The organism is Gordonia asplenii, from assembly GCF_012933505.1.
GTDB lineage: Bacteria > Actinomycetota > Actinomycetes > Mycobacteriales > Mycobacteriaceae > Gordonia > Gordonia asplenii.
This window is the reverse complement of sequence record NZ_JABBNB010000002.1, coordinates 146,818-166,934: the sequence shown is the minus strand read 5'-3', so window position 1 is coordinate 166,934 and position 20,117 is coordinate 146,818. Positions and strand designations below refer to the sequence as shown.

9 protein-coding genes are annotated in these 20,117 nt (G+C 68.1%); 8 read left to right on the top strand and 1 reads right to left on the bottom strand.

What is annotated here, in order from left to right:
• Positions 1-182 precede the first annotated feature (182 nt).
• Positions 183-1,679, bottom strand: a complete 1,497-nt coding sequence (locus HH308_RS02745; protein WP_170192644.1) for a fatty acid desaturase — start codon at positions 1,677-1,679, stop codon at positions 183-185.
• Between the two features lie 376 nt (positions 1,680-2,055).
• Between HH308_RS02745 and HH308_RS02740 the strand changes: the two genes are divergently transcribed.
• From HH308_RS02740 to HH308_RS02705, 8 genes are all read left to right on the top strand, one after another.
• Positions 2,056-2,676 (top strand): LppX_LprAFG lipoprotein, encoded by a 621-nt coding sequence (locus HH308_RS02740; RefSeq protein WP_170192643.1) that lies wholly within the window; start codon positions 2,056-2,058, stop codon positions 2,674-2,676.
• Positions 2,677-2,768: 92 nt separating this feature from the next.
• Positions 2,769-3,008, top strand: a complete 240-nt coding sequence (locus HH308_RS02735; RefSeq protein WP_170192642.1) for a DUF5652 family protein — start codon at positions 2,769-2,771, stop codon at positions 3,006-3,008.
• A 189-nt stretch (positions 3,009-3,197) separates the two neighbouring features.
• Positions 3,198-16,619 (top strand): non-ribosomal peptide synthetase, encoded by a 13,422-nt coding sequence (locus tag HH308_RS02730; RefSeq protein WP_170192757.1) that lies wholly within the window; start codon positions 3,198-3,200, stop codon positions 16,617-16,619.
• A gap of 1 nt (position 16,620) precedes the next feature.
• On the top strand, positions 16,621-16,890 hold the full coding sequence (locus tag HH308_RS02725; protein WP_170192641.1) for an MbtH family protein: 270 nt from the start codon (positions 16,621-16,623) through the stop codon (positions 16,888-16,890).
• Complete coding sequence (locus tag HH308_RS02720; RefSeq protein WP_170192640.1) at positions 16,868-17,890, top strand: ABC transporter ATP-binding protein; 1,023 nt, start codon at positions 16,868-16,870, stop codon at positions 17,888-17,890. The genes HH308_RS02725 and HH308_RS02720 overlap by 23 nt, the downstream gene beginning before the upstream one ends.
• On the top strand, positions 17,880-18,662 hold the full coding sequence (locus HH308_RS02715; RefSeq protein ID WP_170192639.1) for an ABC transporter permease: 783 nt from the start codon (positions 17,880-17,882) through the stop codon (positions 18,660-18,662). The genes HH308_RS02720 and HH308_RS02715 overlap by 11 nt, the downstream gene beginning before the upstream one ends.
• Positions 18,663-18,767: 105 nt before the next feature.
• Complete coding sequence (sigK, locus tag HH308_RS02710) at positions 18,768-19,334, top strand: ECF RNA polymerase sigma factor SigK (RefSeq protein WP_170192638.1); 567 nt, start codon at positions 18,768-18,770, stop codon at positions 19,332-19,334.
• Entirely contained in the window at positions 19,331-20,110 is a 780-nt protein-coding gene (locus tag HH308_RS02705) for an anti-sigma factor (protein WP_170192637.1), read from the top strand. The genes sigK and HH308_RS02705 overlap by 4 nt, the downstream gene beginning before the upstream one ends.
• The last annotated feature ends 7 nt before the right edge of the window (positions 20,111-20,117 follow it).

Below are 20,117 nucleotides of genomic sequence, written 5' to 3'. Positions count from 1 at the left end.
GACCACCGGGTGCTTCGGTGTGGCCGGCGAATGTCGCGTCCGGGCGGAAATGCTGCGCCATGGCGTCGTCCTCTCTCACGTTTGTTGGTAGGTCAATGATCCGCCGGGCCGCGGGGCGCTGACAAGCTATGTCGATTCCGCGAATGAGCCGTCTTGTCGGCCAATCGGATGAATCGGATGAATCACACCGTGCCGATACCGGTGAATCCCTTGATCGTGTATTCGCCACATGTCTTCAGCGCCGACGGCGAGAAGTGCTCACGGAAGAATCCCCACTGATTATCCTGCGCCGGCCGTGACTTGGCGATCAGATAGGTATTCACCTGTTTCGGGAACCGATCGGTGAAGAAACTCTTCGGCGGCAGCCATTCGACGCCGAATTTCGCCGCTTCCTCCCGCAGCACATTCTCCGACGCGATATTGGAGAATCCGCTGCGCTGATACGGGACGACGTGGTGCACGCGATGCGAACTGAGTCCCGCGGACAGGAAGCAGTCGACATAGCGGTTTCCGATGACCTTGAGGTCGTAGGCCTGCTCGACCTGGTTGACCGCCCAGTCGTCGGTGTCGGATTCGATCTCCTCGGTCTCCAACTCGAAGTCGTGGCTGGCGACCACCAGGAAGGTGGACACCCACATGGTCGCGACGAACTGCAGCAACCACGCCCAAAAGTCCCCGGCCACAATGAAAACGATCATCTCACCGAGGAGCAGGAACCGCATCCCGAACGCTCCGATGAAGTGCGGCAGGCCCCCCTTCCACGAACCGTACATGTCGGCGATGCCGACCTGGCGGGTGAGTTTGCAGATCTCCAGCAGCCGAATGATCATACCGGTGACGGTGTGGCCGAGCTTGTGCAGCGTGTGAATCGGGATCCGCCACAGTCGCGGGAGATCCATCATGAAGGTGAACACATTCTTCTTGATGTCCACATCGCTTTGCGTATGCGGGTGATGCAGCAGCGCGTGACCGTCGGCGGTGACGAACGACAATGCGACGTAATTCATATCGAAGGCATTGACGAATATCTTGTTCCAGCCCTTCTGCGCACGGTGAATGGCGTAATGCCCGACACCGGCGAGTGAGCTGCGTAACAACACCATCAGCAACACGAATGCGGGCAGCGGCATCCATGAGGTGTCGAACAACCGAAGTCCCTGCACCGCGAAGTAGGCGATGAACAAGGTGAGCGCCACGGCGTCGAAGATGCGATCCATTCGCTTGACCTTCGCGACCATTTCCGGTTGCGCGAGTCGACTCTTCACCGCGTGCAGCAGATCGTCTTTGCGGCTGAAATCATAGTGCGGCGTGTCCCGCCAGCTGTCGAAGCCCTCCTTGAACAGGAAGTCGGGGGCATTGGCCTTGGGGTGCACGTCCTCGATCACGGCGTCGCGATGCAGGGCGAAGCGCTCCAGCATCCGTTCGATCCGGGCGGGATCGCGGTGATACGACCCGATGATCGACGTGATGTCGCGGTTCTTGGTCCGCCCGATGAAGAATTCGCCGCCGGGATGCTTGGAGATCCAGTCCGTCAGGTCATAGGCCCGACCGTTGTAAACCCATACATTCGACAGTTGCGGCCCACCGCCCGGCCCGGGCTTACGACCGAGATCGGGATCTGGACGGTCCGTGTCCGACGTCGTGTCCGACGGTTCGGCGACCGCGTCATCCGTTGTCATTATCCGATTCCTCCGTGCTCGGCGAGGGCCGGCGATCGACGCCTCACTGCACCCATCATCGACTACCCCGCTCGGGAGCTCATTCACCCGAATTAGCCTTATCAACAGGCATCATTCGGTTGACGTATCTATCCACAACCTGCTCAAGCCTAGGCCATAACCGCCCCTTCCTGGGGTAGTGTACCGACGCGTGACACCTGCTGAATCATCAATCAAGGCTCGACTCAAGCGCATGGCGGTCCCGACCGTCGCGGCTGCAGCTGTTGCTGCAGCGGTTTTGACCGGCTGTTCGACGGCCGATAAGACCGATTCGACCGGCGCGCCGTCTTCGGCTCCCGCCACTTCGGACACCACTCGTTCGGGAACCCCGCCGTCAGTGTCGACCACTGATGCCCGGAGCCTGCTCGACCAGGCGTCGAAGACCACACAGCTCACCGAGGCGGTGCACCTCAAGCTCACTGTCGATCCCAAGGTTCAGGGCCTGCCCGTCCAGGAACTCGACGGCACCGTCATCACCAAGCCGTCCCCCGCGGCCAAGGGCTCCGGCAAATTCCGCATCAAGGATCAGTACGAGGCGATCGACTTCGTCATCGTCGGCGGAAAGCTCTACACCAAGAAGGCCGGTGCCAACTGGGAAGAGGCCGGTGACATCACCGGTGGCGGCGCGAAGTCGTACGACCCGTCGGTGGTCCTCGACCAGAACAAGGGCATCGGCAATGTTCTGGCCAAGATGACCGACCCGAAGATCGCCGGAACCGAGACCAAGAACGGCGTGAAGGCGGTGAAGATCACCGGAATGCTCAATTCCACCGACTTCGACTCGATCTTCCCGACGCGTGGTCCCGGGCAGCTCAAGGGCGAGCATCCGGCAACGGTGTGGATCGCCGAGGCGGCTCCGAACAACCTTGTCCAGCTGAGCATCACGACAGACAACGGAGACATCTCGTTGACCACTGACAAGTGGCAGGAGAAGGTCGACATCGTCAAACCGGTGTAGATTCAACAGGTCATTTCGGCCCGTCGCCAACCCGTTTCGGGAGGGTGGCGGGCCGTTTGAATTCGCGGTGATTCGAATCGACGAGGAGTGTCATGGCACGTAAGAGTTGGAAAGATCTCTCCCCCACCGCCCGCGGGTCCATTGTGGCCGCCGCGGCGGTCGACGCTGGGTTGCGCGCCTGGGCCGGCGCCGATCTGGCCAGCCGTCGCGGCGAGGAGGTCAACGGCCCGAAGTGGCTGTGGGGCACCGGACTCGCACTGGTGAACTCGGCGGGGGTGCTGCCGGTGGTCTATCTGGTGGTGGGACGTCGGAAGGCAGTTAGCAGTCACTAGCGGTGTGTCGCACTTAAAGAGTTGTATGACGTCGACCGAATAAACCGTCGCTGACCTGCGAACATGCAATTTTCTTGAAATCGGACCCATCCGAACCCAACTCCCACGCGAAGCACTTGTGTACCGGCCGAACACAAGGAGGATCGCGTGAGGGACGAACAATCCAACGACGAGGCCCGCACTCTGCCGATGACCGCGGCGCAACGGGGGATCTTCTACGCGCAACAGATCGACCCCGGGGTGCCGATGTCGGTCGCGGCGTTCGTGGAGTTCCACGGCGACATCGACGCCGACGTGCTCGGGCGCGCTGTCGCCGACACTTCCGTGGAGACCGAGGCAGCTCTCATCCGGCTCGTCCGCGCCGCCGACGACGAGGCCGAACCGCGGGTCGTCGTCGACGTCGACAGTCGGATCCGACTGGGCCACCGCGACTTCTCCGACGAGAACGACCCCCGCGCCGCGGCGTCGCGGTGGATGGACGAGCATCGTTCGCGCACCGTCGACCTGTTCGACGACCCGCTGCTGGCCACCTATCTGCTGCATCTCGGCGCGGGACGGAGCATCTGGTACTGCTGGGGTCACCATCTCGCCTTCGACGGCTACGCGGCCATGTTCATGATGGTCCGGGTCGCCCAGCGCTACACCGCCTTCACCACCGGCCACGACGTTCCCGACGTCGACGTCGCGGGAATGGCACAGATCGCCGCGATCGACGACGACTACCGCCGCTCACAACGGTTCGCCGACGACCGCGACCACTGGCGCGCGCACCTGGCCGACGAGCCGCAGGCCACGTCGTTCTCCGCCCGCTCCGACGCCGCGGCACCGGTCGCCCTCACCCGCTCGACGACGCTTCCCGCTGCCGTCGCCGACGGCGTCCGCGCGCTGGCCGACGACCTCGGGGTCCGCCCGGCGTCGGTGCTCACCGCGGCGGTCGCCCTGTACCTGGCTCGCCACAACAACACCGACGAGGCCATGATCAGCCTGCCCGTCGCGGTCCGGGACACCGCGATACTGCGCACCAGCGCCGGTCTGACGTCGAATGTCATCCCGATCCGCAGCCGCATCCGCGCCGACCAGCAGCTCGGCGAGCTGGTGCGGGAGATGAACGGAGAGATCAAGGAGGCGTTGCGTCACCAGCGTTTCCGCCACGAGGACATCACCCGCGAGGTCTTGGGCGCGGCGAACGGGCGGCGGGGATTCTTCGGCCCGATGGTCAACGTGATGTTGTTCTTCGAGCACATCGACTTCGGCTCCTTGCCAGGAGCGCTCAACATCCTGTCCACCGGGCCCGTCGAGGACGCCTCGGTCAACGTCTACGACTGCATGACCGGCGACATGCGGCTCGACCTGGAAGCCAACCCCAACGTGTACGACGCTGACGAGGTCGCCGCACACCACGGGCGCCTGCTCGACTTCCTCACCCGCTTCGTCGCCGCCGCCGGCACGACGCCCGCCCTCGACGTGCGCCTGGTGTCCGACGCCGAGACCGCGTCGATGACCGAACGCTCCGCCGGTGACATCGTCGACATCGGCGACACCACGCTCACCGAGTTGCTCACCGCCGCAGCGGATCGATTCGGGCCGCAGCCCGCCGTCATCGATCCCGACGGAACGACGCTGTCCTACGGCGAGTTCCGGGCCCGCGTCGCCGACGTCGCCGACGCCTTGGCGCAGCGTGGAGTCGGTCCGGAAACCGTTGTCGGCGTGATGCTTCCACGCAGCGTCGAGCAGGTCGTCGCCCTGCACGCGATCATCGCCCGCGGTGCGGTGTTCGTGCCGCTCGAGGAGACCGAACCGGACGAGCGCCTGGCCCACATCCTGGGCACCGCCACACCGGCACTGGTCATCACCGCCGACGACGCCACGCGAGAACTCCCGGTGCCCACCGCCGCGATCGGCGCCCTGAGCGACACCCGCTCAGCCGCACCCGAAGCGTCGCCGCGACCCGACAACGGCGCCTACCTGCTGTTCACGTCTGGATCGACGGGAGCCCCGAAGGGCGTGCTGATCAGCCATCGGTCCATCGTGAACCGGTTGCGATGGATGCAACACACCTACGACCTGACGCCGTCGGACCGGGTGCTGCTCAAGACGCCGTGCACCTTCGACGTCTCGGTGTGGGAGTACTTCTGGCCGCTGATCAGCGGCGCGGCACTGGTCGTCGCACGACCCGGCGGGCACCGCGACCCGTGGTATCTGCGCCGGATCATCGCCGAGCAGCAGGTGACCGCAACACATTTCGTGCCGTCGATGCTGTCCACCTTCGCCGACGTCCTCGGTTCCGACACCGACGCACGCTCGGCGTTGTCGAGCCTGCGGATGATCTTCACCAGTGGCGAAGCGCTCACCGAGCGCACGGTCGCGGCGACCGCCGAGATCACCGCGGCCCCGATTCACAACCTGTACGGCCCCACCGAGGCGGCCATCGACGTCACCTACCACAATCATTGCGCGGCAACGGGTTCCGCGATTCCCATCGGCCGCCCGGTCTGGAACACGACGGTGCACGTCCTCGACCGCCGGCTGGTGCCGATGCCCGACGGCGCGGTCGGCGACCTCTACCTTGGCGGCGTTCAGCTGGCGCGCGGCTACCGCAGCCGGGCCGACCTGACGGCCGGTCGCTTCGTGGCGGATCCCTTCGGCACCGGCGAACGCCTCTACCGGACCGGTGATCTGGCCCGACGCCGCCCCGACGGCGAGTTGGAGTACCTGGGCCGCAGCGATTCCCAGGTGAAGATCCGCGGACAGCGGGTGGAACTCGGCGAGATCGAGGCGGCGCTGACCACCCTGGCCGGCGTGCGTGCCGCTGCCGTCGTGCTGCGCGAGGATCTGGCCGCCGACGCCGTCGTCGTCGGCTACGTCGCGGGCGACGGGCTCGCCGGCCGGAATCTGCGCACCGAGCTGACCGCCCTGCTGCCCGATCACATGGTGCCCGCCGTCGTGCTGATCTGCGACAGCCTGCCGACGACGGCCAACGGCAAACTGGATCGTCGGGCGTTGCCGACCCCGGATCTCGGCGGCGCCGAGAATCGTTCGCCGGCAAGCGAACTCGAAACACTCGTGCACGACGTCGTGTGCACGGTGCTCGGTGTGGAATCGGTCTCGATGACCGCGGGCGTGTTCGAATCGGGCGGCAACTCGCTGTCGGCGACACGGATCGCCGCGCGGCTGCGCGCCGCGACCGGCGTCCAGATCGGCCTACGCACGATATTCGACAGCGCCGACCTGTCCGACATCGCCGAAGCGGTCCGCGCGGCCCAAGCATCCTCTTCTGCCACCGCGCCGAGAGCGGGCGGTCTCGCGCTGCCCCACGTATCCATCGACGGTCCGGTACCGCTGTCCCCCGCACAACATCGGCTCTGGCTGGCCGGGCAGCTCGATCCCGACGCGGCCGGCGCCTACAACATGCCGTTCACCGTCCGGCTCGTCGGCGACCTCGACGTCGAGGCGCTGCGGTCGGCCCTCGCCGACGTCGTCGCCCGTCACGAGCCGTTGCGGACGACGGTCGTCGACGACGGCGGACAAGCCTGCCAACATGTCGTGGCAGCCGACGACCACCTCGTCGACGTCCCCACGATCACCGCGACCCCCGCCGATTCCGCCGGCATCCGCGATTTCGCGGCACAACCGTTCGATCTCTCCGTCGAGTTGCCCATCCGCGCCCGGTTGATCCGGCACAGCAGCCACGACCACACTCTTGCGGTGGTGGTACACCACATCGCTGCCGACGGCTGGTCGCTGGTGCCGTTCGCACACGACTTCGCGACCGCCTACCGGTCCCGGCTCGAGCGCCGCGCACCCGAGTTCGCGGCGCTGCCGACCACCTACCGCCAGATCAGCGCCGACCGTGGCGCCTGGCTCGACGCTCCCGCGTCGAGTGCAGACGAGCAGATCGACTTCTGGCGGCGAGCACTCGCCGGAGCCCCGGTCGACTCCGACCTCCCGTACGACCGGGCGCCGACGGGACTCGCCGAGCGACGCGGCGCGACGGTGCGCGCGCAGATCGATCAGCGCACGCGCTCCGCACTCGCCGAACTGGCGGCCGATCACTCGGTCACCATGTTCATGGTGTGCCACGCCGCGGTCGCGGCGCTGCTGCGCGGCATGTCGGGATCCGACGACATCGTCGTCGGCACCCCGGTGTCCGGGCGCGGCGACAGCGACCTCGACGACCTCGTCGGCATGTTCGTCAACACCCTGGTGCTGCGGACATCGGTGGACAAGCAGTCGTCGTTCGCCGCCCTGCTCGACGTCGTCCGCGACGCTGATCTGGCCGCCTTCGACCACGCCGACGTACCGTTCGATCGTCTGGTCACCGAGCTCAACCCGCCGCGCAGCAGCAGCGGTCAACCGTATTTCGACGTGTCCGTGGCGGTCGAAGGCACCTCGCAGGTCGACCTCGACTTCGCGGGTCTGTCGGCCACGACCGCCCGCGTCGATACGCAGACAGCCAAATTCGACCTGGAGTTCACCTTCACCGACCGCGGCGACGCGAGTGACTCCGTCGTCGAGATCTCCTATGCCACAGCGCTCTTCGACCGAGACACCGTCGCCGCGATGGCGGATCGACTAATCCGGCTGCTGCACACGGTCGTCGACGATCCGGCCACCAGTGTCGGCGACACCTGCATCCTGGCACCGTCGGAACGTTTCGACCTCGTGCCCGCGACCGGCACCGGATCCCGCCGCGCCGAGCACCTGTCCCGACTGCTGACCGCCGCGGTCACCAGCGAGCCGGAGCGAACGGCCGTCACGCACGCCGCCGACGGTGCCGCGATGTCGTATCGCGAATTGGACGCGGCGTCGAATCGCTTGGCCCGGTTGCTGATCGACGCGGGCGCGGGTCCGGAAGACTTCGTCGCGCTGTCGTTGCCGCGCGGCATCGACTGGGTGGTGGCCGTGTGGGCGGTGGTGCGCACCGGAGCGGCCTGGGTGCCCATCGACCCCGCCTATCCGGCAGCACGCACGGCGTTCATGCTGGCCGACTCGGGGGCCCGGTTGCTGGTCACCGCCGGCGGGCAGGCGCCCTCGATCGACGGTGTCACGTTCATCGATCTGGACGATCCGCAGACTCGCTCGGACTGCGAATCCCGCTCGGACACAAGGATATCCGACGATGAGCGTCGCGCCCCGACGGCCGTCGACCAGCCCGCCTACCTCATCTACACCTCCGGCACGACCGGCGTTCCGAAGGGCGTGGTGGTCAGCCACCGCGGGCTCGGCGACTTCGCCGCCGAGCAGGTGTCGCGGCTGGGCCTGACCCCGTCGAGCCGCACGCTGCACCTCGCCTCGCCGAGTTTCGACGCATCGGTGCTCGAGACGCTGATGGCGGTCAGCGCGGCGGCGTCGATGCACATCGTGCCGCCCGGCATCGTCGGCGGCCGAGAATTGGCGGAGGTGATGGCCGATGCCCGCGTGACACATGCGTTCCTGACGCCGTCACTGCTGTCGACGATGTCCCCCGACGATCTTCCCGACCTCGACACGCTGGTCATCGGCGGCGAACATCCCAACGTCGAATCGGTGCGGCGGTGGTCGGCGGGCAAACATCTGTTCAACGCATACGGACCCACCGAGGCCACCGTCGTCGCAACGATGAGCCACGACATCTCCCCCACCGACGCGGTGACGATCGGCCGCCCGATCCGCGGTGTCGCCGCACTGGTCCTCGACGAGCTGCTGCGTCCCGTTGCACCCGGTACCGTCGGCGAGTTGTATCTCTGCGGAACCCACCTGGCACGCGGATACCACGGAGTGCGTCCGCTGACGTCGAAACGATTCGTGGCCAACCCCTACGCCGAACCGGGCGAGCGGATGTATCGCACCGGTGACCTGGTCCGATGGCGCTCGGATCACACGCTGGAGTTCCGCGGCCGAGCCGACCATCAGACGAAGGTACGCGGCCACCGCATCGAACTCGGCGAGATCGATGCCGCCCTCGTCGCCGTCGACGAGGTACGCGACGCCGTCACCGTCGTGACCGGGGAGGGCGAGGACGCCCGCCTGGTCTCCTACGTCGCCGGGCCCGGGCTGTGCGCGGGCGACGTCGGCGAGCTGCGTGACCGCCTGGCCGATCGGCTGCCCAAACACATGGTGCCCTCCACCGTGGTCGCACTCGATCGGATCCCCACCACGCCGATCGGCAAGGTGGATCTGCGGGCGCTGCCGAGCCCCGAACTGCCCGTCGTCGACTACGTCGCGCCCCGCACCGACGCCGAGCGCACCGTCGCAGCGATGGTCGCCGACGTGCTCGGGCTCGACGTCGGCACCGTCGGCCGGGAGCACGACTTCTTCGAGAACGGTGGAAACTCACTGCTGGCGACCCGGCTCGCCGCCGGACTCGAATTACAGGCGTCGGTGCGCGTCCCGGTCCGGGCGCTCTTCGACGATGCGCGGGTCTGGGCGATCGCCCGCCTGATCGGAGCCACTCCCGCCGACGCCGACGCCGGGCCCGCTCCGGTGCCGTTGACCCACGACCCCGACGCACACGTGGAGCCGGGACCCGCTCAGCAACAGCTGTGGTTCCTCAACCAATTCGACGGGCCGAACGACTCGGCCGACGCGGGCGGGTCCTACAACATCGCATTCGCCCTCGAACTCGGCGGTGACCTCGACGTCGACGCGCTCGGGGCGGCCCTGCGCCACGCCGTCGACCGCCACGAACCGTTGCGCACGATCTATCCGGCTTCCGACGGCCGCCCTGTTCTGGATGTTCGGCCCGCCCACGCCGTGGTGGGCCGGCTGCACGCCGAGGTCGTCGACGAGCCGACGTGGCAGCAGCGGTCGCGTGCGCTGGCTCGCGCACCGTTCGACTTGACGACCGACGCACCGATACGGGTTGCACTGCACCGCCTCGACGGCGCCGACGACGTGCACCGCCTCACCGTCGTGATCCATCACATCGCGGCCGACGGCGCGTCGCTGACCCCGCTGGCCCGCGACATCGCCGGCGCCTACGCCGACCTGCACGCGGGCCGCACGCCCGACGATCGGCCGTTGCCGGTGACCTATCGCGACTACCTGCGCTGGCAGTCGGAGTCGCTGCGCACCGCCGATCAGGTGTCCGACGATGCGGTCAGCCGGATCGACGAACTGTCCCAGTGGTGGCGCGGCACACTCGCCGACGTCGACGGCGGTCCGGCACTGGCAGCCGATGTCACCACCGCACCGTCTGACGACGACGTCACCGGATTCGTCGACGTCGAGATCGGCGATGCTCTCCACGAGGCGGTGATCGCACAGAACGGTTCCGGCGCAACGGCTTTCATGACCGCACACGCGGTGCTGGCGGTGCTGTTGCATCGGATGCACGCCGACGCGGACGTCCACATCGGTTCGGGCACAAGCGATATCGTCATCGGCACCCCGGTCGCCGGTCGCGCCGACCCACGACTCGCCGATCTGGTCGGCATGTTCGTCAACTCCGTGCCGTTGCGGGTCGCGGTCCGTTCCGACGCGACGTTCGCCGATCTCCTCGCCGACGTCCGCCGCGCCGACGTCGACGCCCTCTCCCATGCGGACATGCCCTTCGAACAACTCGTCGCCGCCGTCGGCCCGGCACGCAGCGGACGTCACCCGCTGTTCCAGATCGTGCTCACCGTCGACGACGCGCTGTTCGACGCGAAGCGGCTCACGGACGCCTTCGACGGCCTGCAGGTGTCGGCGGCCGAGGTCGAGACCGGCAGCTCGCGGTTCGATCTGGAAGTTCGTATCCGCGCCGGCATCGCCCGATTCACTTACGACACAGCACTTTTCAGCCATGCCCGGATCACCGACGTCGCGCAGCGCTTCGTCACGCTGATCGGTGGCGTCGCCGCCGACCCGGCTCGGCGGGTGGGCGACTACTCCGTCGCATTGCCCGGCGCCCCGGCACCGGTGTCCACCACGGACCGCATCCCGCCGCGCCACCTCGCCGATCTGATCGACGACGCCGTCGCCCGCCGCGGCGACGCACCCGCCCTCGACGACGGATCCCGAACCCTGTCCTATCGTGCCGCGGGCGAACTGTCCGACGCCTGGTCGCGGGTACTGACGTCGTTCGGCGTCGGCGCCGACGACGTGGTGGCGGTCGCGCTCGACCGGTCCATCGAGTCGGTACTGGCCGTGTGGGCCGTCACCAAAGCGGGTGCCGCGATCCTGCCCATCGACCAGCGCTATCCCGAGCAGCGGGTGGCCCACATGATCGCCGACTCGGGCGCGGTACTCGGCATCACCTCGCGCGAGAAATTCGACTCCGTACCGCGCGGCATCTGGTGGCTGACGACCGACGACCTGACCGATCAGCGGTCCACAGCGCAGTCGCCGCGCGAACGCCGAGCAGACAGCTGCGCCTACGTGATCTACACCTCGGGGACCACCGGAACCCCGAAGGGCGTATCGGTCACGCACCGCGGTCTCGCCGCATTCGCCCGGTCCCAGACCCGGCGCTACGGCGTCACCGGCGAGGATCGGACCCTGCATTTCGCGTCTCCCAGCTTCGACGCCGCGATGCTCGAACTGCTGCTCGCCGTCGACGCCGGAGCGACGATGATCGTCGCCGCGCCGAGCGTCTACGGCGGCGACGAACTCGTCGACATCCTGGCCACGCAGGCGGTGACCCACGCGTTCGTGACGCCCGCCGCCCTGGCGCCGGCACAGCCGCGCGACCTGCCGGATCTGCGCTGCCTGGCCGTCGGCGGCGAATCCTTCAGCACCGACCTGGTGACCAGGTGGAGCCGGCCGGGACGCAGGTTCCTCAATTGCTACGGACCGACCGAGACCACCATCGTGGCCACCATGTCGGAGTTGACGCCCGGCGAGCCGATCACCATCGGCACCCCGGTCGACGACTGCCGGGCCGTCGTCCTGGATCGGCAGTTGCGCATTCTGCCCCCGCACACCCCCGGCGACCTCTATCTGATCGGCCCCGGGCTGGCACGCGGCTACCTCGGCAGGGCAGCGCTCACCGCCGGCAGGTTCGTGGCGGCACCCGACCTGCCGGGCCTCCCCGCCGGCGCGCGCATGTATCGCACCGGCGACGTCGCGTCGATGGACGTCGACGGAGTGCTCACCTATCACGGTCGCAGCGACCGTCAGGTCAAGGTGCGCGGATTCCGCATCGAACTCGACGAGGTCGACGCCGCGCTGACGTCGCACTCCGACGTCACGGCGTCGGTCACGCTCGTCGACGGCGCCGGCGACACCGCACGACTCGTGTCCTATGTGACACTGCGGGCAAGCGGATCATCGGGTCTCGCCGAACATGTCGCGAGACGCCTTCCCCGTCACATGGTTCCGTCGGCGATCACCGTCCTCGACGCCCTGCCGACGACGGTCAACGGCAAGATCGATCGGGCCGCACTGCCCGCTCCCACACCCGTCGAATCGACGCCGGCCCGGGAACCGGCGACACCGGCCGAGAAGATTCTCACCGAACTGCTCGGCGACGCGCTGGGCCGCACCGTCGGCGCCGACGACGACTTCTTCGACGCCGGCGGCACCTCGCTGCAGGCGACCACCCTGGTCAGCCGCATCAACCAGGTGCACCGCGGCGAACCGATCCGGGTACGCGACGTCTTCGACAACCCCGTCGTCGCGCAGCTGGCCCGACTGCTCGACGTCGACGAGGCGTCGTCGAACGCACCCGTCGTCGACGCCGACGAAACCGTGGCGCGACCGACGCGAATTCCGTTGGCCCCCATGCAGAAACGACTCTGGTCGCTGCAGCGGAGCATGCCCGACTCGGTGGATTACGCGATCGGCGTGCGGCTGGACTTGACCGGCGACCTCGACGTCGACGCGCTGCGCGGAGCGTTCGGTGACGTCGTCACGCGCCACGCGGTGCTGCGGACGGTGTATCCGCAGACGCCCGACGGCCCGATCGGCGAGGTACTCGACGATGCCGGCGACGTCGTCGGCAAGTTGTCGCCGACCACCGACGACCCCGAGACGCTGATCAAGTCGCTCGCCGTGACGCCATTCGACCTGCGCACCGACGCCCCGCTGCGGGTGGGGCTCACCTCGGTCGGGACCGCGCACACCGTCGTGCTGGTGGTGCATCACATCGCGGCCGACGGAGCGTCGATGCCGATCGTCGTCGCCGACCTCATCGCCGCCTACCGCGAACGCGTCGGCGGGCGGACACGAGGCTGGCAACCGGCCCGCATCGACTACCGCGACTACGCCGTACGGTCGCATGACCGCTGCGCCGATGACGACCTGCGCTTCTTCACCGATCGGCTCCGCGGCGCACCGGCGCAGACCAGTCCGGACGCCGACCACGGAATATGCGACCAACCCGGCGGCGCGACCCTATCGCTACCCATCGACCCCGATCTGCGCGACGCGGTGGCAGAGTTCGCCCGCGACAACACCACCTCGGTGTTCACCGTGCTGCACACGGCACTGGTGATCCTCCTGCATCGGCTCGGCGTCGGACACGACATCGTCGTCGGGTCCCCGGTGGCCAATCGGTCGGCGGCCGGCGAGGACTACCGCGGAATCGTCGGAATGTTCGTCAACACGGTAGCCCTGCGCACCGCCGTCGATCCGGCGGCGACCGCGCAGAGCCTGCTCGACGCGGTGCGCGACGCCGATCTGGACACCTGGGAGCACCTCGACGCCCCATTCGACGACGTGATCGCCCGTGTCAATCCGCCGCGCCTGCCCGGTCGGCATCCGTTGTTCCAGGTGGCGTTGTCGGTGCACGACTACGCGGACTCGATCACCGGGCAGCAGCTGCGGATCGTCGACGACCTCGCCGGGGAGATCTCCGAAATCGATTCGCCGACATCGAAATTCGATCTACAGTTCACGGTCACCGGGATGAGCGGCGCGGCTCCGCGGCCCACGTTGTCGATGACCTACGCGCGCCGGCGCTACCTGGGCGAGAGTGCCGAACTCTTCGGGGTCCGGCTGCTGCGGGTCGTGCGCGCCCTCACCGCAGATCCGCAGCGGGCCGTCGGCGACATCCGGATCACCGATCCCCTCGAAGTCGACGCACTGTGCCCGGTGACCGGCCCACCCGCCGCCGCGCCGCGCACCTTCGCCGATCTCCTCGACGACGCGGTGCGACGCAACCCGTCGGGCCTCGCCGTCGTCGGCCAGTCCGCTTCGGGGTGCGCAGTCACCCTCACCTACCGGGAGCTCGCCGAGCGGAGCAATCAACTCGCCCGGCTGCTGATCGCGCGCGGCGCCGCACGCCACCCGGAAACGGTTGTGGCGATGGCGATGTCGCGTTCGATCGACGCGATCGTGGCGATCTGGGCGATCGTGCGGTCCGGCGCAGCCTACGTGCCGGTCGACCCGACCTACCCGGCCCAGCGGATCGAGCACATGATCGGCGACTCCGGCGCGACGATGATCATCACCGACGGCCAGCACGCCCCAGCCTGCGCGAGCGGGCTGACCGCCGTCGAGCTTGATGATCCGGCTGTCGCAGAACAACTTTCGACGATGTCGACGGCACCGGTGACTGCCGCCGAACGCGGCTGGGCCATCCACCCGGATCAGCTGGCCTACATCATCTACACGTCCGGTTCGACGGGCACCCCGAAGGGAGTGCTCGTGCCGCACAGCGGACTGGGGGCGGTGCACGACGCGCTCGACGACGCGATGGCCCCCACGCCCGACGCGCGGGTCCTGCATTTCGCCTCGCCGAGTTTCGACGCATCGGTGCTGGAGTTCCTGCTGGCCGCCGCCGGTTCGGCGACGCTCGTGGTCGCGCCGACGACGATCTTCGGCGGCGCCGATCTGGCCGGCTTCCTGAGCCGCCATCACGTGTCGCACGCGTTCATCACGCCGGCCGCGGTGGCCAGCATGACCCCCGACGAGGTGCCCGAACTGACCACGCTGGCGGTCGGCGGCGAGGCCGTCTCCCCCGACCTCGTGCGACGCTGGGCGCCGGGACGCAACCTGCGCAACGTGTACGGCCCGACCGAGACCACCGTCATCACAACCGAATCCGCGCCGCTGAGCGTCGACGATCACGTCACGATCGGACGTCCGCACCTCGGCGTGGGAGTCGTGGTCCTCGACGAGCGGCTGCATGCGGTGCCCACCGGCGTCGTCGGCGACTTGTATCTGCTGGGCGGTCAAGTCACGCGCGGCTATCACGGTCGCGCGTCGCTCACCGCCGCCAGGTTCGTTGCGGCACCGATGACGCTCGGCGGGCAGTTCGCGGGTCAGCGGATGTATCGCACCGGCGACCGCGTCCGCTGGACACCTACTGGCACGCTCGACTACGTCGACCGCGCCGACAACCAGGTGCAGGTGCGCGGCTTCCGGGTGGAGCTCAGCGAAATCGACAACGCCCTGAGTGCACTCCCGGATGTCCGTTCGGCGGTGACGATCACCGACACGACGTCGGGATCCACGGTGTTGCACAGCTACGTGACCGTCGACGACGCCGGGCTCGACACCGCGCAGCTGCGACGCGCCCTGGCGCGCACCCTGCCGCGGCATATGGTTCCCGCGACGATCACCGCGGTCGACCACGTGCCGATGACGGCCGTCGGCAAGGTCGACCGCGCCGCGCTGCCCGCCCCGGCACGGGTGAGCGGCCGGGAAGCACGGTCGTCCGCCGAAGCACAGGTCGCGCAGGTCTTCGCCGATGTCCTCGGTGCCGGCTCCGTCGGCGCCGACGACAACTTCTTCGACATCGGCGGTGACTCCCTGCTGGCGACGACGGTCGTGACGCGGCTGCGCGAGCAGGGCTGCGAGGTGACGGTACCCGACGTGTTCGCCGCTCCCACCCCGGCCGAACTCGCCGCGGCGTTCGACGCCGACGCCGGTACCCGCACCTCCCCCGCGCTGGCACCACTGCTCACCTTGCGCGCGGGAACCGCGCCGGCGTCGGCGGACAACCCGCCGCTGATCGTCGTCCACCCGGCGATCGGGCTGGCGTGGAGTTTCACCAGCCTGCTGCCACACGTCGACGCCGAGCGGACCGTGTACGGTCTGCAGAACCCCGTACTCAGCGGCGCGGCGCCGGCGACCGACGTCGGTGCACTGGCCGCCGACTACGTCGCACGGATCCGCGAGGTGGTGCCCCGCGGGCCATACCACCTGCTCGGCTGGTCGCTCGGCGGGCTGATCGCCCAGGAGATGGCGGTGCGACTGCAGCGCACCGGCGACGACGTCGGCAAGCTGATTCTGCTGGACTCGTTCGTCCTCGCCGACCATCCCGACCTCGACCACACCGAATCGATCCGAGAACTGTTGGGCGAGTTGGGAGTCGACACCTCGGCGATGACCGGTGAGCCGGATCTCGCGACCGCGTTGGCCGCCGTCGCCGACGGTGACGGCCCGCTCACCGACCTCTCACCCGAGGATCTGTCCGCGATCCACGCGGCCTTCACCGCCGCCGGCGGACTGGCCGCGTCGTGGCAGCCGCGCACCTTCGTCGGCGACGCCGTCTTCGTGAGCGCGACCGGCGGCCCGGCCCGCGATCGGCAAGCACGCCAGGACTGGGTCGACCGCATCACCGGCCGGGTAGCCGATATCCGGGTGGACTGCAGCCACGCCCGAATGTTGTTGCCCGACAACGTCACACAGTTCGCGTCCGAATTGTCGGTCACGAAGACGCGACATCGTCCGAGTCGAAACGCCCAACACCGAAAGGAACACTGACATGACAAACCCGTTCGACAACACCGACGGAACCTTCCTGGTGCTCGTGAATCACGAGGGACAGCATTCGCTGTGGCCCGATTTCGCGCCGGTACCCGACGGCTGGACGCGGGTCTTCGGGCCGGACGGGCACGATCCGTGCCTGGCCTACGTCGAGGAGAACTGGCGCGACATGCGCCCGGCCAGCCTGGTCGCGGCGATGACTCGAGCCGCCGCACAACGCGAGCACACGTCGGGAGAGGGCAGCCATGGGACGGCACAGCATGGGTGAGGCCGATACGACATCGCAGTCCGACGCGTTGACACTGCGCGGCGTCGGGAAGACCTATCGATCGGGATTGTTGGGGCGCGGGCCCGAGCACGTCGCCGTAGCCGGACTCGACCTCGACGTCGCGGCCGGAACCGTACACGCGCTCCTCGGCCCGAACGGTGCGGGAAAGACGACGACCGTGTCGATGGTCGCCACACTCCTCGCACCCGACGCCGGACAGATCATCGTCGGCGGCATCGACGCGCGGCGCCATCCCGACCGGGTGCGCGACATCATCGGGGTGTCCGGTCAGTACGCCGCGGTCGACGGCAACCTGACCGGGTTCGAGAACCTACGCATGGTCGCCCAGCTGTACGGTCACTCCCGGCGCGACGCGAGCGCCCGCGCCCGCGAATTGATCGACGAATTGGATCTGTCGACCGCGGCCGACCGTCCGATGCGCACCTACTCCGGCGGGATGCGACGTCGGCTCGACCTGGCCGGGGCGGTGATCAACCGGCCGACGCTGGTGATCCTCGACGAACCGACCACCGGCCTCGATCCCCGTGGGCGCCGCCAGATCTGGGAGCTGATCGGGCGGCTGGTGAGCACCGGCACCACGGTTCTGCTGACCACCCAGTACCTCGAGGAGGCCGACGAGCTCGCCGATCAGATCACCGTCATCGACGGCGGAGTCGTGAAGGCGCGCGGAACGGCGGACTCGTTGAAAGCACGGTTCGGCGAGGCGGGCCTGCAGGTCGAGGTGGCTCCCGAGTCGTGCACCGCCACGGTGCGTACGGCGCTCGCCGAGATCGGGACCGGCCCGCCGGCGCGACTCGACGACGGGACCTGGGAGATCCCCGTGGCGGCCGGGACACGCAGCGCCGTCGCCGCGGTGCAATCGCTCAACGCGCACGGCGTCGAATGTCTCGACGCAATCGTCAGTACCCCGACGCTCGATTCGGTGTTCCTGTCACTGACCGGAGCGCACGCGCGATCGGGGGCCGACGATGTTCTCTGATACCGCGGTGCTGATCGAACGCAATCTGCTCACCGTCCGGCGCATCCCGACGTTGCTGCTCAGTGCGACGGTGCAGCCGCTCATGTTCGTGTTCCTGTTCGCCTATGTGTTCGGCGCGACCCTCGGCGGCGGCCAGTATCGGGAGTTCCTGATGGCGGGCATCTTCGCGCAGACCGCCCTGTTCAACGCGGCGTTCACCACGGTCGGGCTCGCCAACGACATGTCCGACGGCATCGTCAATCGGTTGCGGTCGCTGCCGATGTCGCGGCTGGCGGTGATCACCGGGCGGGTCAGTTCGGACATGCTGCTCGGAACCGTCGGGCTCGCGGTGATGGTGGCCTGCGGCTATGCCATCGGTTGGCGGATTCGCGGAAGCGTCGCCGACGCCGTGCTGGCGTTCGCACTGCTGCTTCTGTTCGCCTTCGCGATGGCGTGGGTGGGAGCGGTGACCGGGCTGGCGGCGAAGAACGTCGAAGTCGCGCAGAGTGCGGGATTCCTGTGGATGTTCCCGGTGACGTTCCTGTCGAGCGCGTTCATCTCGGCGGCTAGCTTACCGGGACCGCTGCGCACCATCGCGGAATGGAATCCGGTGACCGCCGTCGCGACCGCGTGCCGAAACCTGTTCGCAAACGCCGCACCCGCGGACTTTCCCGCGGCGCACGGATGGCCCGCCGACCATGCACTCCTGTACGCCGTGATCTGGTGCGTCGTACTTCTCGCGATTTGTGTACCGGCGTCGCTGGCCCTGTACCGGCGCTCGGCGCACCGGTGATCGACGTTTACGTCCCGGCCGGACGTGGTATCCCCGTCTGTCGACCCGGCTCCACGCCGGCCGAACCATCCGGTGACGGCCACACGTTTCAGGACAGGAGTGTTGATGAGCACAGGGGACCAGGATCACGATCTTTCCGTTCTGCTGGCCCGCGCCGCCGACGGCGATCGAGCGGCGTTCACCCGTTTCTACGATTTGACGAGTTCACGTATCTACGGACTCGCACTGCGGGTAGTGCGCGATCGCACTCACGCCGAGGAAGTGGTCCAAGAGGCCTATCTTCAGTATTGGCAACACGCCCATGAGTACAATACATCGCGTGGGTCAGTGATTAGTTGGATGATGACAATCGTGCACCGCCGAGCAGTCGACCGAATCCGGTCCGAGGAACTGTCCCGACGCCGCAGCGAGCAGTACGCGGCGTCGAACATGATGGTGCCCGAGCCGACGACGCTTGATCTCGTCGTGCAGAACGAGGAGTCGCTGACCTTGCGCGAGTGCCTCGGCCGGTTGACCGACCTGCAGCGCAGCAGCATCGAACTGTCGTACTTCAGCGGCATGACCTACCCGGAGGTTGCTGCGCACACCGCCACTCCGCTCCCGACGATCAAGTCGCGGATGCGGGACGGTCTGCGTCGGCTGCGACAGTGCGTGAGGAGCGCCGAGCGATGAGTGACGACGACTGGCTCGACGAACACGTCGAGCTATATGCGATCGACGGGCTGCCCGTCGAGGAACGACGTCGCGTCGCGGAGGAGTTGGCGGGCCTGCCTGCCGCCCGACGCGAGGAGTACGACGCGCGCATCGTCGAGACGCAGGAGACGATCGCCGACTACGCGAGCCGGTACGCCGTGAATGCTCCCGAACAGGTGCGTCGCCAGGTGCTCGCGGATTTCGAACGCCGCGTGCCCACCGCCACCGGTGCCGCCGAATCTTCGCCAAGACCTCGTCATGCCCGCCCGGAGGTGGTCACCCCGATCACTTCGTCGCATCGGTGGCGACGAGTCGCCGCATTCGTCGCGGCTGCGGCGGTGGTGGTCGCGGCCGCGATCGGCGGAGGTGTTCTCATCGGGCGAGCGACCGCACCGACGTCGCAATCCACCCAGGCCGACGGTGTCGCCGCGGTATTGTCGGCACCCGACGCCGCGGTCGCCAACGGGCGGCTCAGTGACGGTCGCGGCAACATCGTCGTCGTCACGTCGCGGCAGCGCAATCAGGCGGTCGCCCTGTTACGCGGGGGGACAGCGGTGCCGACGGACCGAAGTCTGCAGTTGTGGCTCGTCGGGAAGAAGGCGTCGCCGGTATCGGCGGGCATCGTCGACTCGGCGTCCGCGCCTCCGGTGCTGATCGATCAGGTGGACGGTTCCGCGGTTCTCGCGGTCACTCTCGAACCGCGCGGCGGTTCGTCGGCTCCGACGACGCCGCTGCTGACCGAGGTGCGGTTGTGACGTATCA